This window comes from Vibrio sp. D404a, assembly GCF_030248535.1.
Lineage (GTDB): Bacteria > Pseudomonadota > Gammaproteobacteria > Enterobacterales > Vibrionaceae > Vibrio.
Genome location: NZ_JAHGAJ010000019.1, coordinates 175723 through 191437, shown reverse-complemented (window position 1 = coordinate 191437; position 15715 = coordinate 175723). Strand labels below are relative to the sequence as shown.

18 protein-coding genes are annotated in these 15715 nt (G+C 46.1%); 13 read left to right on the top strand and 5 right to left on the bottom strand.

Annotation, left to right across the window (positions count from 1 at the left end):
• The first annotated feature begins 10 nt into the window (after positions 1-10).
• From KI655_RS12530 to KI655_RS12480, 11 genes are all read left to right on the top strand, one after another.
• On the top strand, positions 11-631 hold the full coding sequence (locus KI655_RS12530) for an energy transducer TonB (RefSeq protein WP_285405387.1): 621 nt from the start codon (positions 11-13) through the stop codon (positions 629-631).
• A complete protein-coding gene (locus KI655_RS12525) occupies positions 628-1806 on the top strand; it encodes a lipopolysaccharide assembly protein LapB (protein ID WP_285405385.1) in 1179 nt (392 codons plus the stop codon). Before KI655_RS12530 ends, KI655_RS12525 begins: the two co-directional genes overlap by 4 nt.
• 187 nt (positions 1807-1993) lie before the next feature.
• Positions 1994-2623 (top strand): PepSY-associated TM helix domain-containing protein, encoded by a 630-nt coding sequence (locus KI655_RS12520; RefSeq protein WP_285405383.1) that lies wholly within the window; start codon positions 1994-1996, stop codon positions 2621-2623.
• 52 nt (positions 2624-2675) lie between these two features.
• Entirely contained in the window at positions 2676-3194 is a 519-nt protein-coding gene (locus KI655_RS12515; protein ID WP_285405382.1) for a DUF2271 domain-containing protein, read from the top strand.
• A gap of 52 nt (positions 3195-3246) precedes the next feature.
• Entirely contained in the window at positions 3247-4083 is an 837-nt protein-coding gene (locus tag KI655_RS12510; protein ID WP_285405380.1) for a DUF4198 domain-containing protein, read from the top strand.
• Between the two features lie 97 nt (positions 4084-4180).
• Entirely contained in the window at positions 4181-4516 is a 336-nt protein-coding gene (locus KI655_RS12505) for a hypothetical protein (RefSeq protein ID WP_285405378.1), read from the top strand.
• Entirely contained in the window at positions 4513-5079 is a 567-nt protein-coding gene (locus KI655_RS12500) for a DUF6162 family protein (protein WP_285405376.1), read from the top strand. The genes KI655_RS12505 and KI655_RS12500 overlap by 4 nt, the downstream gene beginning before the upstream one ends.
• Before the next feature lie 17 nt (positions 5080-5096).
• Positions 5097-6032 (top strand): metal ABC transporter solute-binding protein, Zn/Mn family, encoded by a 936-nt coding sequence (locus tag KI655_RS12495; protein WP_285405374.1) that lies wholly within the window; start codon positions 5097-5099, stop codon positions 6030-6032.
• A complete protein-coding gene (locus KI655_RS12490) occupies positions 6032-6766 on the top strand; it encodes a metal ABC transporter ATP-binding protein (RefSeq protein ID WP_285405372.1) in 735 nt (244 codons plus the stop codon). The genes KI655_RS12495 and KI655_RS12490 overlap by 1 nt, the downstream gene beginning before the upstream one ends.
• Positions 6766-7641 (top strand): metal ABC transporter permease, encoded by an 876-nt coding sequence (locus KI655_RS12485; RefSeq protein WP_285405370.1) that lies wholly within the window; start codon positions 6766-6768, stop codon positions 7639-7641. The genes KI655_RS12490 and KI655_RS12485 overlap by 1 nt, the downstream gene beginning before the upstream one ends.
• On the top strand, positions 7641-8534 hold the full coding sequence (locus KI655_RS12480) for an ABC transporter substrate-binding protein (RefSeq protein WP_285405368.1): 894 nt from the start codon (positions 7641-7643) through the stop codon (positions 8532-8534). Before KI655_RS12485 ends, KI655_RS12480 begins: the two co-directional genes overlap by 1 nt.
• Before the next feature lie 104 nt (positions 8535-8638).
• On the opposite strand, the gene KI655_RS12475 is transcribed toward KI655_RS12480, so the two are convergent.
• The gene (locus KI655_RS12475) at positions 8639-8866 is read right to left on the bottom strand and encodes a DUF2986 domain-containing protein (RefSeq protein ID WP_285405366.1); all 228 of its coding nucleotides are present in this window, start codon (positions 8864-8866) and stop codon (positions 8639-8641) included.
• A gap of 180 nt (positions 8867-9046) precedes the next feature.
• On the opposite strand from KI655_RS12475, the gene KI655_RS12470 reads away from it, so the two are divergent.
• A complete protein-coding gene (locus KI655_RS12470) occupies positions 9047-9433 on the top strand; it encodes a nitrous oxide-stimulated promoter family protein (protein WP_285405365.1) in 387 nt (128 codons plus the stop codon).
• A gap of 60 nt (positions 9434-9493) precedes the next feature.
• Here KI655_RS12470 and KI655_RS12465 read toward each other — a convergent pair whose 3' ends face one another.
• Complete coding sequence (locus KI655_RS12465; RefSeq protein ID WP_285405363.1) at positions 9494-10891, bottom strand: MATE family efflux transporter; 1398 nt, start codon at positions 10889-10891, stop codon at positions 9494-9496.
• Between the two features lie 50 nt (positions 10892-10941).
• On the opposite strand from KI655_RS12465, the gene KI655_RS12460 reads away from it, so the two are divergent.
• Positions 10942-11841, top strand: coding sequence for an AraC family transcriptional regulator (locus KI655_RS12460; protein WP_285405361.1), 900 nt, complete (start codon positions 10942-10944; stop codon positions 11839-11841).
• A gap of 67 nt (positions 11842-11908) precedes the next feature.
• Here the strand turns inward: KI655_RS12460 and KI655_RS12455 are convergent, their stop codons facing one another.
• The 3 genes from KI655_RS12455 to KI655_RS12445 form a co-directional block, all read right to left on the bottom strand.
• Positions 11909-12604: a Crp/Fnr family transcriptional regulator gene (locus KI655_RS12455; RefSeq protein ID WP_285405359.1), complete on the bottom strand. Its 696-nt coding sequence runs from the start codon at positions 12602-12604 to the stop codon at positions 11909-11911.
• Between the two features lie 158 nt (positions 12605-12762).
• Complete coding sequence (locus tag KI655_RS12450) at positions 12763-13980, bottom strand: EAL domain-containing protein (protein ID WP_285405357.1); 1218 nt, start codon at positions 13978-13980, stop codon at positions 12763-12765.
• Positions 13980-15659 (bottom strand): response regulator, encoded by a 1680-nt coding sequence (locus KI655_RS12445; protein ID WP_285405355.1) that lies wholly within the window; start codon positions 15657-15659, stop codon positions 13980-13982. Before KI655_RS12445 ends, KI655_RS12450 begins: the two co-directional genes overlap by 1 nt.
• Positions 15660-15715: the final 56 nt, after the last annotated feature.

Here is a 15715-nt window from a genome sequence, read left to right as displayed (position 1 = left end):
GAGTTCGCCGATGATTCGCTTATTTCTCGCTCTACCTATCGCTGGTGCTTTAGGTTTGGCTCTATTCTCATTTATGGCTTGGATGGTGGACAATGGTCACCAACGTGCCCCTGAGAAAAGTGAGAGCCTAACCTTCAACATGGTGATGATGGAGCAAGAACAAGAAGTTCAGAGAAGACAGCGCGCCGTTCCAGAGCAGCCAGAGATGCCAGAGCCACCACCAGAAGCTCAGGCATCAACGTCTCAAGCGAGCGTAACGCCACTGAACACTATGTCTTCGTTACCAGCGTTAGACCTCAACACCTCAATCGATGGTTTGGCTATCAATGCGCCAACATTCTCTGATTTTGGAAGCAATCAACAGGCTATGCCGCTGTATCGTGTTGAGCCGAGATACCCAGCTAAAGCACTGAAGCGCGGCGCGGAAGGCTTTGTTGTGATGAGCTTTACTATCGATGAAACAGGGCGTCCGACCGATATCCAAGTGACGGAAGCTAACCCTCGTCGTATGTTCGAGCGTGAAGCGATGCGTGCACTTAAAAAGTGGAAGTATCAACCTAAGGTGATTGATGGCAAAGCGATTGCTCAAGTAGGGCAAACCGTGAAGCTTGAATTCAAATTGGCTAAATGATGAAAAAAGTATGGATATTAGTTGGGCTAATATTAATGCCCTTCACGATGCAGGCAAAAGAGTTGAGTCAGTACACGGCGATCCGTGTACAAAAGGCTCATCAACTTTCGCAAGAAGAGAAGGTAAAAGAAGCTATTGAAGCTTTGATATCAATAGAATCTTCTCGCGCTTACGATAAAGCTTATGTCGCTCGCATGCTAGGCGTGTTTTATTGGCAAGATGGAAAACCATCAGCAGCAATCAAACAGCTAACTTATGCAGTGGATACAGGTCTTTTGCTTGACGAACAGGCGTGGATCACCAAGCGAATGCTGGCTGATTTATTGCTGAATGAGCAAGAGTTCAAGAAAGCTCTGCCTCATTATTATGAACTGGTAAAAACAGCGCCGGAAACTGAAAAGAAAGATCAACTTTGGCTGCGTATTGCTCAAGCCGAGTATCAACTTCAGAATTGGAAGAAAGTACTCCCAGCGATTGCCGAGCATGACAAGTTCAACAAAACGCCTGATCTAGCGCCTTTGTCACTCAAGCTTGGTGCTCAGCTGCAATTGAAACAGTGGAAGCAATCAATTCCAACACTAGAGAGCTTAATTGCTCTTCAGCCAGACAAAACGAACTGGTGGCGTCAATTGGTGGGCATTCAACTTAGACTTGATCGTAATCGTGATGCACTGAATACCCTAGCGCTTGCTGAGCTACAAGGTGTTGAGATTACTGACTCAGATCGACGCTTGATGGCACAGCTGTATGCAAAGCGTGGTATTCCGGAGCGAGCAGCGAAAGAGATCAGTAAATTAAGTAATGCTAATTCTGATGCTCAATTGTTAGCAGAGCAAGCGACATACTGGCAGCTAGCACGAGAGTGGGATCAGGCTATCAAGGTATGGACACTGGCTGCAAAGCACAAACCTAAATACCACTGGAATGTTGCTCAGCTTATGGTTCAGCAAGGTTACTACAACAAAGCATTGGTTGAACTGGATAAAGTTAAAGAGAAGAACAGGCAAGCCGATGTGGCTCTTGCGAAGGTTCGTTCTTGGTACAAGTTGAAAGATCTTGAGAAAGCTCTGATTCATGCCAAGAAAGCAGAAAACTTAGAGTCATCTAAAACAGCTCAAGGCTGGATTAAGTACCTATCTCAACTACGTACAGTAAGCAGTAACGACAACGTTTAGTCGAGATTTCTCCCATTATATGAAGCGCCATCAACTCAGTTGATGGCGCTTTTTTTATAAATTTTGAATCAATAATGAACGGTAAAGGTGTGTAAAACCCTTACAAACGTAAACAATGTAAATTGAATGCCAATAAGAATGATTATCAACTAAATTGTCGCCCATAAATATTATAGGTACGGTTGGTATGTGGTTAAAAAGTAGGGCGGTTCAAATGTGGGCTCGCCGCCTTCATGTGTATATCTCAATGGCACTTCTGCTAGTGGTGCTGTTCTTTTCAGTGACGGGCATCACCCTCAATAGGCCTGAGCTTTTTGAAGCCTCGAAGCCAAATATCCAAAGTCATAACCTGACCTTACCTAGTCACCTATTTTCTATCCAAAATGATCGACTTGAACCAGACGCTGCTGCTTTTCAGTCGTTCTTAGTTGAACAAGCGGGTGTGTCAGGAAAACCTTCTGGTTTAGACGTCTATGCAGAAATTGAAGACGGTGAGTTAGTGGTGGGCGAAGTCTCAATGGACTTCAAGGGACCGGGTTACAACGCTTCAGTGTTTGCTGATCTGGTTATGGAAACCGTTGAAGTCGAAACCACAGACTATGGCGTGATCGCTTTGCTCAATGACCTGCATAAAGGTCGCAACAGTGGTGACGTTTGGAAGTGGTTTATCGATATCACAGCGCTTCTAATGATCTTCTTTGTCATCACAGGCGTGTGTCTACTACTTCCTAAAAAGAAAACACTCAACACTTCTATCAAGTGGATGCTGTTTGGCTCAACGCTCTCTTGGTTTATCTATTTTGTTGCTGTTCCTTAGCGCCATTTGTTGGTGCCAAGAGAAAGTTAAACGGACTTTTAAAGGTTTAATAATGAAAAAATTCACTTGGAGCAAAGCTCTTATCGCGCTTTCTCTGCTTCCTACGTTCAGCATGGCTGATTCACTTCCAGAAACTGCGAAGCTCGATGTTCAGTTTGAATTGCCAAAAATCGATACGTCAATGTACGCAAGGCCTTACGTTGCGGTATGGGTGGAAGACAGTTCTCGTCAATCAGTAAAGACGATAGAGCTTTGGGTCGGAAAAGACGAATGGCTTAAGGATCTTCGCAGTTGGTGGCGAAAGGTTGGACGCTACGACCGAGAACTAGTTGATGCGGTGACATCAGCAACGCGCCCTGCAGGCCAATACCGCTTTGTTTGGGACGGTAAGAGCGATGACGGCGAGACGCTAGAGCAAGGCGAATACACAGTACATATTGAAGTGGTACGTGAACATGGTGGCCGTAACTACTTGCGCCAGAAGGTCATGCTAGGCAGTGAAAACTCAAGCTACCAACTAAAACCGACCGAAGAGACGGGTGAAATCTCGCTTAACTACCTAGTTAAGTAGAGTTGACCACCTGTTCAGATAAACGATTTATACAGAAAGAATGGACTTATTCATGATGAAACAAACAAAGATGAAAGCGTTAGCACTTGCTGGTGTGATGGCGTTTGGACTTGCTGCGACGACAACGGCTCAAGCTCACCCTCGTTGGATTTTACCTTCTCACTTCACCGTTTCTAAAGAGGGGGGTGACTGGCTAACATTCGACGTAACAGCATCTCACGGCACATTTGTATTCGATAAACCTGCTGGCAGCGAAAGCGCTCAGGTAACAATGCCTGATGGCCGTAAAGAGCGTCCTAACTTTGTTATCCGTGGTAAGCGTCGTTCAAGCTTCGATTTTTACTTCGAAGAAGAAGGTACGCATAAAGTTGCGGTTAATAACGTACCGTCATACTACACGCAATACAAAGCAGGCCGTCGTGACACGGTTAAGTGGATGCGCGCAAACAAAGCTGAGCGTGATTCATTACTTCCTGAAAAGGCACGCGACGTAGTAACACAAATCAGCTACACCCGCGCTGAAAGCTACATCACTGTCGGTAAACCAACTGACAAAGCGTTTGAGATTGAAGGTAAGTTGCTTGAAATGAAACCGATCACTCACCCTGCCGATATCATCGAAGGTGAACCAGTGACGTTCCAATTCTTCTACAACGGTGAGATTCAAAAAGGTGTTAAAGCGGAAATCACTCGCGAAGGTACGCTTTACCGCAACCATCAAGAGCAAATCGATGTAGTGAGTAACGAAAAAGGTGAAATCACGTTTACTCCTGATGTCGCTGGTCGTTATGTGATGAAGGCAAACTACAAAGGTGAACTGAAAGACAACCCGCTAGCAGACAAAGCAAGCGCGAATGTCCACCTGACGTTTGAAGCGCTTCTTCAATAGTCGTCACATAGAACACTGATTTTTATTTAGGGCTCACTTGAGCCCTTTGTTGCTCAGTAAAGATACTGAGTTTTCGTCACTTGCTAGGTAAAGAGTTATGAGAATAAAAACAAAATTAAAAGGTTTAGTTAAGCCATGTTTGGCTCTGAGTGTGGGTGTTTTTGCGTTACCAGCACAAGCCCATTTCCCGCTAATGAACTGCTGGTTTGAAAGCAATATGGTTGCGTGTGAAGCAGGCTACTCTGATGGCAGCAAAGCGATTGATTATTCAGTAGAAATGTATGATTACGAAGACAACCTGATTGCTAAAGTAATGACAGATAAGCGCTCTATTGCTGAATTTAAAAAGCCGGAATCAGATTTCTATATTGTATTTGACTCTGGGCACGAATTCCCTGTTGAAGTTGATGTTGTTGAGATCAGCGAAAAATGATCATTCAATCCGTTAGAGCGGATACGGGTGGCCGAGAGGGTAAGTGGGTTGCACTCATCATTGTGGCAATTCTCGGGTTTGCGACCCTAGCTATCCCATATCACCAAGCTGAAATTCATGTCACTACTGCTTACGAGCATCAGATTCTGGTTACTGATGTCGAGCAAGAAAACCTTGCGATGCTCGCGGAGCTGCGACTCGCCCACGAAGAGATTCGAGATCTTTATCTCGACAACGCTAATCAATGGCCAAGTGTTGATTCACTTGAAGAAGAGTGGGTTGCACCTTTTACACGCGATCAAAGCTGGAAAAGAAAAGGCGAACACAACTGGGTTTTGCTTGATTCTGGATTCTACTTCTCCGCACCGGCTAAAAAGGGCTTTGCTGACTCATTCTTAATGAACGCGAACTCCGTTTCCCCAGAAATTTGGATCAACTTACAAGGTAAGGTCTTAGCGCCCTCTGAATGCGATATTAAATCGTTGGCGGGTGCAGGCTGGAAGCAAGTGGTGACAGAGTCAGAAGCCACTGCAAATCAACACCACGAAGATGGTGCACATTAAAAAATATGAGAGAGCGTATGCGAATTAATACACTATTTGTCCTGCTTTTGGCGTCATTGAGCTCTATGTTTGCTCACGCAGCGGACTACAAGCTTGATGAAAATAAACTGACGGTTGGGATTACACTTCAACCTTACTACAGCTACGTTAAGGCTGTGGTGGGTGACAAAGTAAACATCCTGCCATTGGTTGATGCTGGCTTTAACCCTCACAACTATTTACCACAACCAAACGATTTGAAGCGCCTAAGTCAGATGGATGCGATCGTTGTGAACGGCATTGGTCACGATGATTTTGCACTAAAGGTGATCGCGGCGTCACAACGTAACGATTTAGTGGTTATTGAGGCGAATAAAGAAGTCCCATTACTGCCTGCTTTGGGTCAATCCGTTGGCCAAGGTGCAGTGAACCCGCATACCTTTGTTGGTCTTTCTACCACGATCCAAAAGGTTTACACCATCGCCAGTGAGCTCTCAAAGCTTGATCCTGAAAACGCCAAGTTTTACCGCAAGAATGCGCGAAAATACGCTAAGCAGTTCCGTTACATGAAGCGCGACGCCATGCTTTCTCTTGGTGAGTTAGACACATTCGGCATGAAGGTTGCGACAACGCACAATGCTTATGGTTACATCCTGCAAGAGTTTGGTGTCGATGTTGCCGCGGTCATTGAGCCAGCACACGGTGTTGAGCCAAGCGCGAGTCAGCTTCAAGAAACGATTGAGAAGATCCGTCAATCAGGCATCGATGTATTGTTTTACGAGCTGAATATGCCAAACCGTTTTGTCGACACCATTGAAGCAGAGACTGGTGTTCAACTGTATCGCTTTTCACATATGACGCATGGCGAATACGAAGAAGACAAGGTTGAAGTGGAAATGAAACAGAATTTAGAAACCTTGATCGAAGCGATGAAGTTTGCCGCGAAAAACCAAACACAAAAAGGGAATGCGTAATGCAAGGCCCTTCAATTTCAATTAATCACCTTGGTCTTGAGTACGACAACAATGTGATCTTAGAAGACATCTCACTGGAGTTAAACTCGGGTGAGTGTCACGTGATCATGGGACCTAATGGCGGCGGTAAAACCTCTCTGTTACGTTCTGTTCTGGGCTTAACACCATTTAGCGGTGACATCGATATCCATTGGCCTGAAAAGCCAAGCATTGGGTATGTGCCACAAAAAGCGACATTTGAATCCAGCTTACCGTTAACGGTTATGGATTTCGTTCTGCTCAACCAAAGCCGCACACCGCTGTTTTGGCGTCGTAAATCCAAGCAACTTGAAACCGCGCTCGCACAATTGGATCGCGTTGGAATGGCAACGCGCAGTGACCGCCGAATGGGGCAGTTGTCGGGCGGTGAGCAACAGCGCGTGCTGTTTGCTCAAGCCTTATTGGATAACCCAAGCTTACTTGTTTTGGACGAGCCGACCACGGGTATGGACGAGCAAGGTGTCCGTTATCTTGAGTCCTTGATTCGTGAATGTGTTGATGAAGGGCGCACGATTCTCGCTGTTCACCATGATGTGGCTGCAGTTCGTCGTCTAGAAGCGAACGTTCATGTGGTGAATCGCTGTTTGGTCGACAGCGGCTCTCATCACGACGTGTTGCATCCTAGTAAGATCGAAAGCTTATTCCAACACTACAGCAGCGGCGCAAATCATAATAAACAGTCGGAGGTTGCGTAATGGATTGGTTACGAGAGTTAGCCGTATCTGGCGTAGAGGCAGGGCTCCTGTCTGAGAGCTTTATGTATGCCTTCATGGTGAATGCGCTAGTCGCGGCATTATTACTAGGACCTCTGCTTGGCGGCTTAGGTACCTTGGTGATTGCCAAGCGCTTAGCTTTCTTTTCTGAAGCGGTTGGTCACGCTGCGTTGACGGGCATCGCTATTGGCGTATTGCTTGGTGAGCCACCTGAAAACCCGTTTATCGGTCTGTTCAGTTTTTGCATGATCTTCGCGTTGCTTCTGCATTTTGTACGCAACCGAACCAATGTGCCTTATGACACATTAGTTGGGGTGTTCTTAGCACTTGCTTTAGCGGTTGGTGCTGCGCTCCTGATGTACGTGGCACGTAAGATCAATATCCACATGCTAGAGAACGTATTGTTTGGTTCGATTTTAACTGTGACCGATCGTGATCTGGCGATCTTAGCGGCGAGTTGCGCGCTGATTATTATTCTCCTTATTCCGACTTTTAACCGCATTCTGCTGACGTGTATCAGCCCTGATATTGCTAAGGTACGTGGCTACAACACCAGTTTTTACGACTACTTGTTTGTGATGATGATTACTTTGGTGACCATTGCGGCGGTGAAAATTGTCGGTGCGGTATTAGTAGGCGCCTTGTTGTTGATCCCAGGCGCGACTGCACGCCTACTGACTAAACGTATGGGCAGCTTTGTTCTGCTGTCTGCGTTGTTAGCGACGATCGCCTGTCTGGTTGGAACCATATTGCCAATGGAATTGAAATTGCCTGTTCCTTCTGGTGCATCCATTATTATTGTGTCTGCGAGCTTCTTCCTGATGGCGACACTGTATCGAATAGTGAGAAAAGCGTAATGTTGAATCGAACTTTAAAGAAAGCGGGCTTAGCCTCTAGTTTATTGACTGTCAGCCTTTTCTCGGCGGTAAGTAACGCAGAGGATATTTTAGTGAGCACGCCGGTGACCTATGCACTGGCAACTGAACTGACCAAAGGGACTGACCTTACAACTGAATACCTTCCACCCAAGCGTTATGGTATTGAGCGATTGCCGAATTGGTTCTCCACTAAAGGCCAAGCAAAAGTGATGAAATATGGGGCTGACGCAACCGTAGCGGTGACGTTAAACTCAGTGTGGCCGGGAGATCCTACGTTTGTTCATGCGCGACAAGCCAACATCCGTTTAGTGGAAGTCGACGCCGCTCAAGCGATCACGCCGCGTGCTCAGGGTGTCGCAGCGCTTACATTGTCTGATGGGCAAGTATCCAAGTATGCTTGGTTGAACCCAACTAATTTGACACGTATGGCTGCGATTGTGGCCGATGATTTTAAAAAGCTATGGCCGCAACGTGCAGAGCAGATTGATGGTAACTTACAGCGCATCATGCTGGATGTGCGTGAGCTGATTAATCAGCAACAAGCGGTGTTACTGGATAATGAAGTGGATTCTGTAGTGCTGTTAACAGAAAGCCTAGAAGACTTTGTTTCTGGTAGTCAGCTGTTCGTTGAAGAGAGACAGTTTAAAGCTGAACTTGAATGGACAGAACAAGACAAGCAGGATCTAAAAGCCTTGTTTGAAGATGATGAGTCTTTGTGGTTGGTGACCTCAAGAAAACCAACATCGCTACTTAAATCTCTTGTTCCTGCAGAGCGTATTCTAGTCGTGGATTCACTGGACCGTTGGGGCAGAGCAGGGATTGACTCAAAAGCGCCACTAAAGCGTTGGGAACTGCACCCGATGAAAGGGTAATACTTAACTATCTCAACAAAGCTCAACATCTACAAAACTCATCTACTAAAAAAGCAGCCCATTGAGGCTGCTTTTTTTGATATTTAGCGAATACGCGAGTGGGCTTATTTAGCTTCGCTCTCTGTATTCTCATCAGAGTCTGAAGCTTTGGTTTCTGCAGTTTCTTCTATAGTAGCTTCAGCTGAAGCGGCTTGCTGTGCACGCTCCTCTTCTTCCATTTTCGCGCGTTCTGCTTTTGAGATGTAGCGCGGTTTGTTGCTCTTATGCAGCTTGGCATTTGCCTTCTTCTGTTTCTTTTTTAAAATATCGTTGATCTTTTTCTTGCGATTCATGGCTGCATAACCTTGTAATTTGTTAAGGCGTTGGAGGATAATCATTTTAGATAAATAACTCAATGCTTGAGTGGCGATTTAACGCAATGAGATAGGGACATGAGTGAGAAATAAACCTGTTTGTTTCTCGGCACAGTGGAGCGTGGCTTTTGTCGCTCAGTAATTGGCAAGTGAGAGTTCATGTACCAAAGCAAAGATATTCTAAAAGGTGGGTTGGCAACAGAGTTTAAAACGGTTGTCGCCATGGTCGAGATCTATTGTAAAGATCATCATAAAACCAAGGGTTTGTGTCAGGAGTGTACTGAGCTGCTGGAGTACGCAGAAACACGCCTTGATCGATGTCCATATGGTGAAGCGAAGCCGACCTGCAATAAGTGCCCAATACACTGTTATAAGCCAGATCCCAAAGAGCAGATGCGATTGGTGATGCGCTATTCTGGTCCGCGTATGCTGCTTAAGCATCCTATATTGGCGATTCGCCATTTGCTGCACGAAAAGCGCGTGGCACCCATTAAGCCAGAACCCAATTCGTCAAATCGTCATTTAAGAATGAATAAGAACAAATAATAAAGGCCTGATAATCAGGCCTTTTTCAATGAAGTTGTCTAAACGTGTAGCACTATGGTTTTAAGCCGCTTGTGGTTCTTCTGTGCTGATGGTCAAGTTGTTGATCCAGCGGCGGCTCATGTAGCGATGTGAGCAGATAGCCAATTTCACCACTTCTTCTACTAGCATCAAGCCGTAGATGTACTTGAAATCCCAACCTGCGATGAATGCACCGTAAAAACAGACTGGAATACCAACCATCCACATCGCGATAAAGTCCATGCGTAAGCAGAAACGGTTGTCACCACCAGCACGAATAATACCGTTGATGATTACCATGTTCAGCATACGAATCACGACCGCAAAACACATGATGGTCATTGCAGGCGAAGCGAGCGGGTAGAGTGCCGCCTCGTCTAGATTCAACCAAGTTAGAACATGCTCTTTGCCCATGAACAGCATAAAGCCGACTAGCGCACCAAAACCCACGACGGTTTTGATAAATGTAAGCCCCATGCGCATCGCTTGGTCAAACTCATCACGACCCAGTGAATGGCCCAGCAACACAGAGCAAGCAACAGAGATACCGAAGAACACTGAGTAACAAAGTGATTCAAATGGCGCTAGCATTGAGAATACTGCAAGCTCAGTGGTGCCCATGTGGCCGAAAATCATTTGATAAGCCATCGTGCCGATCGCCCAAAGAACCGCATTGAGCGTCAATGGCAGTGCGAGGCGACGATAAGAGAGCCACAATGATGGTCGCTGCATTGAGCTTTCGGTAGTTAAAAGCCAATGCTGCTTATATCTCATGTATAGGTACATCATGCCAACTTGAATCAGACGAGCTAAGGTGGTTGCTAAGGCTGCACCTGCCACGCCCATGGCTGGTAGGCCAAACGCACCTTGGATCAGTACAAAGTTCAATGCGATATTCAGAGCAATCGTTACGGCGCCAAGAATTAATGGAGTTACCGTATCGCCCGAAGATCGCATGCTCGCTTCTGTCACAATCACAATATGAGTCAGCAACAGCACAGGGAAACCATACCAAAGGTAGGTCGCGCCTAAATCGATCACTGATTGATCACTGGTTTGCAGCGTCATCAGTAACTTTGCGCCCAACGTAATCACCAAGGTAACGGGTACCAGTACTTTCAGGCCAAACGTCATCGCAATCGAAGTAACAGTACGAGCGCTCTTACGGTCACTTTTGCCCCAATACTGAGCGACAAGTGTTCCGTTGGCAGAGGCTAGTCCAGCCATAATCATGATAGCGACAAAGTGCCATTTTGATGCGATTCCCACAGCGGCAGCGGCTTCCATACCAAAATCACTCACCATAAGCACGTCGGCTAGGGCGAGAATAGCAACCAACGCGCTTTGTAACGCGACAGGCAAGCCAAGCTTGATTATTCTAGATAAAAGGCTTTCTGGCTTGTGGTTGGTATTTGAGTTAGGGTTAATGTTCGTGGTCATAAGCTCTCCAATTGATGGCAGAACTATAGTGATTTGAGAGAAGTATAAACATGTTTAAAAAACAACAAAACCTGTGCAAATCCGTCATTGAACAAATGAAGCCCAAATCGGTATGGCAAGATGAAGTGTTCCTGGCTGAATCGTGCAAAGAGCGTTTTTTGACCGTAGAAGACATCCCTGAAATGAAACGAAGTGGGGTGTTTATGGGCGGGTTGGCTAAGCTGTACGATCAATATCAGGTAGAACGCGAATCGGTTCATGTTCATACGCTGATTTTCACCCAAGAAGGCGGCGGCATATTAACAACGTCAGACTTCGTACAAGCGATAAATCCATACACACTAGTGGTACTGCCCGCAGGCCAACCATTTCGTTTTGAGCTCGACCCGCAACACAACTACTGGAAGATGGCGTGGATGTTGGTGCCAGACAGTGAGCAGTGGCAGCACATTGCAGACTTAGGTCAGTCGATTGTGCCATTCAGTGAGTGTGAACAGATGTGGTCGCTGATGAATCTGGTCTATTTTGAGATTGGAGGACGAGCCAGCTATCAGAAGCTGTTGATGAGCGAGATAGTAAGAATGCTAACTGGGTTTGAACCTAAATCCACCAGCACCACGGCGCGAGTTCAAGCACTCTATAACGAAATTGAGAGTAGTCTGCATCTACCTTGGACTGTGGCTGGGATGGCTGAGCAAGTGTTTGTCAGTGAAGAGCAGCTTAACAGGGTGACCAAATCTCTGTTTAATGTGTCACCGCGAAGTAAGTTGATTCAATTGCGTATGGAAAAGGCCGCGAGTTTATTGAAGCAGCAAGAGTGGTCTATTTCGATGATCTCACATCGTTTGGGTTACAAAGATCCGTATAACTTTTCTCATCGATTTAAAAAGCACTTTGGTCTCTCGCCAAGTCAGTACCGTAAGAGCAATGCTGAAAAGTCGAAAGGTTAGAAACTGTATAGACAGAGCCAGCAAGCGCACGGGGAACCTAGCTGTCGAGACTTTAGTTATCGAGATTCTAGCTATCTAAACTCTTATATGCGTTGTCGAGCTTGTGCGTTCGTTCTGCGAGTGCAGGAATGTCGAGTAGGTGAATACTGCCACGCTCAAGGCTTATCTCACCCACAGACTCTAACTGTTTTAGAACTTCGTTCAATCTTGGGCGCGAGATGCCAGTAATTTGGCTGAGCTGTTTTTGAGAAATATCTATCTTTACTAAGCTTCCCTTCACTGATGGCAAGCGCCTAGAAATATCGAGCAGTGAAAAAACGATACGGCATTCTCTGTCGTACAGTGAGCAGAGTTGGGATTTTAGCCAGCATTTCTGAACGTCTAAAGTGCAGTGATACAACCATTTATACACTTCGTCGCTGGTGGCCGCTAAGCGATCGATCTTCTCTTTTGGGAAGCAGATGATGATCGTCGGATAGATCTCATCAACGGTCGCCTTCAGCAGTAGATTGCTGTTCAAGATACCGCCGCCCATCCACGTATTACCGCTAATCAGCGTAGCGTTCATCGAATTGGTGTTTTCCGAGGTAAAGCTTACCGAAATGATCCCTTGGCTTACATAGTAAACGCCTCCCTCATTGGCTCGTGAGTATTGGCTGTATTCACTCAAGCCGCTCATGATGGTCGCGCTAGAAAGTAGCTCCTGTTTAAGTGAGTCGCTAAGGGAGCAGGGCCAATCTATCTGTAAAGGGAAGTGTTTCAAAACGGTACTCTAAATAACGGTGGTAACTTAATAAGCTTCCAAACAGTGTAGCCCGACTGATAACCACGGTACATACAACAAGCCGAGATATGCTGCTTGTTCATCCAATCAATCTGGCTTGATGATGAGTTTTGTGAAGCGATCCCCTGTTTTTCTGGCTAAGTAACAGCTTGGTTGCTTTGTGTTTTCTGTGATTTACTAAAATGCCTCGAACAGAACTGAATAAACTCATTACTGCTTTTGGGTTTGGCTAAGTAGTAACCCTGCAAAACATCACAGCCTAATTGAGCGAGTCTTCGCGCCTGAGACTGACTCTCTACACCTTCAGCCACGACACGTAGGTCCAAGCTCTTGCTCAGTGCAATAACGCATCTCACTGCCGCTAAATGTTTGTTGTTCTGCATCATCTGGCTAACAAAGGTCTGATCGATCTTAAGCTCCGTAAATGGGCTTGAAATCAGTTGGCTTAATGAAGAGTGCCCGGTACCAAAATCATCAATTGAGATGTTAACGCCGCGAATGCGCAGGCGACTGGTGTTTTCCAAGGATTTGGCAAGATCAGTCGCAAGCTCCGTTTCGGTGACTTCAAGGGTTAACCTATGCGGAGGAAATCGCACTTCATCGACAATCTGCAGGATACGATTAGCAAAGTCGGGCTGAACTAAGTCTGTAGGGGTGACATTGACAGAGACGTTGAGTGGCCAGCCTCGATTATGCCATGTCATTGCCGTCTCAACAGACTTTCTTAACATGTGGCAGGTCAACTGGTAGCTCAACCCCATGCTAAACAGCTGATCAAGGAAGTGAATCGGTGTCAGCAAACCAAATTGCGGATGATTCCAGCGGATCAAGGCTTCGGCACCAATCAGTTTGCCAGTTTTCGCCTCAAAGTGGGCTTGGTAATAGGGTTCAAACTGATCACCACGCAAAGCTTGCTTAAGGTCGTCATCACTGATGTTGAAGGTAGGCTGCTGCTTATTATGAGCAGGCAGTGTGTCTTTGGCCACCCAGTCGAGTAACTGCGACACCTGATCTCGTTTAAGTGGCTTGATGAGGTTTGCGACCTTTTTAAGCCCATATGAGCGAGACATCTCAATGACAGCCGCTTGTACATCACTGGCAGCACTGCTAGTGAAAACGACGGTGGTTTGAATGTTCATTTCAGACATCACACGGACAAACTCGACACCGTCCATCTCAGGCATGTAGAGGTCGCAAAAAATAACGTCTGGTTTCTGTTTTTCAACCGCCGCTATGCCTTCCTTACCATTGCTCGCGGTGACCACTTTTGCGTTCGACATTGAAGAGAGCATGGTGTTTAAAATCTTGCACTGAAAAGCGTCATCTTCAATGATGAGTATGTTACATATATCCATTATGCAGTCTCTTTAGCTGATGAAACAGCTAGGTCCTTGTAGTCCAGTTGTTGTGCAAGCACACGGCTTTGTGCCGCAAACTCTTTGCTCTTGATAAAAGGGGTGTCGTGCAGTTGATCGCGACATCGTATGGCAAGGTGAATAACGTCATTCTTGCTCCAATTATGCGGCCATGCGCGTGTGAGGACACCGAATAGAAGCTGTGGGATTTCATGATCAGTAAACTGTGTGTCAAGCGCACGCGTGAGCATGGTTGATGCCTTTTCGTAGCTTTTTTGTTCAATTAGAGTGACGGCGTCACGCTTTAGCTTGAGTGATGCATCGCGCATTCGTTGTACTTTGCTGCGCCATTGTGACAAATAGGCGAGTAGCGTTTTATCAATGGTCGTGAATGGGTCGCTTTTTAACTCGATATTAATTTGCTCGCTAAGCTGTTGGTAAGGTTTAATATTTCCTACTAATAGGTGGACGCGAGATAACTCAATCTTCTCAACAAGGGTCGGCTTATGGGCTTCATTTTCTTTGAGGTATTCATGGTATTCCGCCAGAAGCTGACGTGCTTTCATGGTATCGCTTTTTAATACGTTGCCACGTGCGAACAACAATAACTCCATAGGCTTGTACACAGTGCGAGGGAATTTAGAACGCCAGCCTTCCGCCCATTTTCCTAGCGAGCTTAGATGCGCAAGGCGTTTGTCGCGAGGTGAGAACTGTGCCTGATCCAGTATCAGTTGTGCGGCAAGGTGATACATCTCGACAGACTCGCGAAACGAGTGTCGAGACTCCAAGATCATTGCCTTAGTGCTAGCAATAGCGCCTGACAAGTTAAACATCGCCATATCAAGGTGTACCCGGATCTTATGGCGCTCGATGACCTTGGGGGAGATAGCAATAGCGCGGTCAATATCTTCACGTGCAGGCTCGAACTGAATCTGTGCGACATTCAATTCTGCGCTTAACTGCGCCGCGGCAGCAGCGTGAAAAGGGTCTTTTTGTAGCGGCTTAAGCAAAAACAGCCCCTGTTTGTATTGACGCTGCTTAAGGGCGATGTCGGCGAGATTAAGGACAACTTTTCCATTCTCACCACTGCCTTGTAGGTTGATCAAAACATTGCGTGCATCGTCGTACTGGCCTAGAGCTAGGAGAGATTCTGCTTTTAGGCGCTGGGAGATAACGATAATGTCGTCCTCTTGATAGAAGGTCTCGTCTACCATGGTAATCACATTGTCGTAATTACCTTTAGCGAACTCGATCATTGGGTCTGCAAGTTCGTGTTTCTTACGCATGAAGCCCGGCAAGCGCTCTTTTAGGGTGTCGTAATTTAACGGCTTAAGTAGATAACCATCTGGATTGAGCTCCATAAACCCACGCACGACCTCCGCTGTTGCATCGCCAGTTACGATAATCGTCACACAGTCCGCCGCGAGTAGTCCTTTCGTTTGTAACTCGTCAATCAATTGAAACCCGTTTGCTTTGTCTCCTAAGTTGTAATCAAAGAAGATCAAACCGTAATGATTGCTTCTGCAACGCTGGATCGCTTCTGTAGCGTCTTGTGCGAAATGAAGTTGCTCTGACTGGTACCCCAGCTTTTGAAGCATGCCTTTAGCGGCAGTGCGGTACATAGAGCTATCGTCAACGATAAGTACGGGGCGCGAGTGATTTAGGATGTTGAATGGCATAGAGAGATCACAGGTAGTTACATCCTCTTTATTATTTAGAATTTTTATACGGAAGT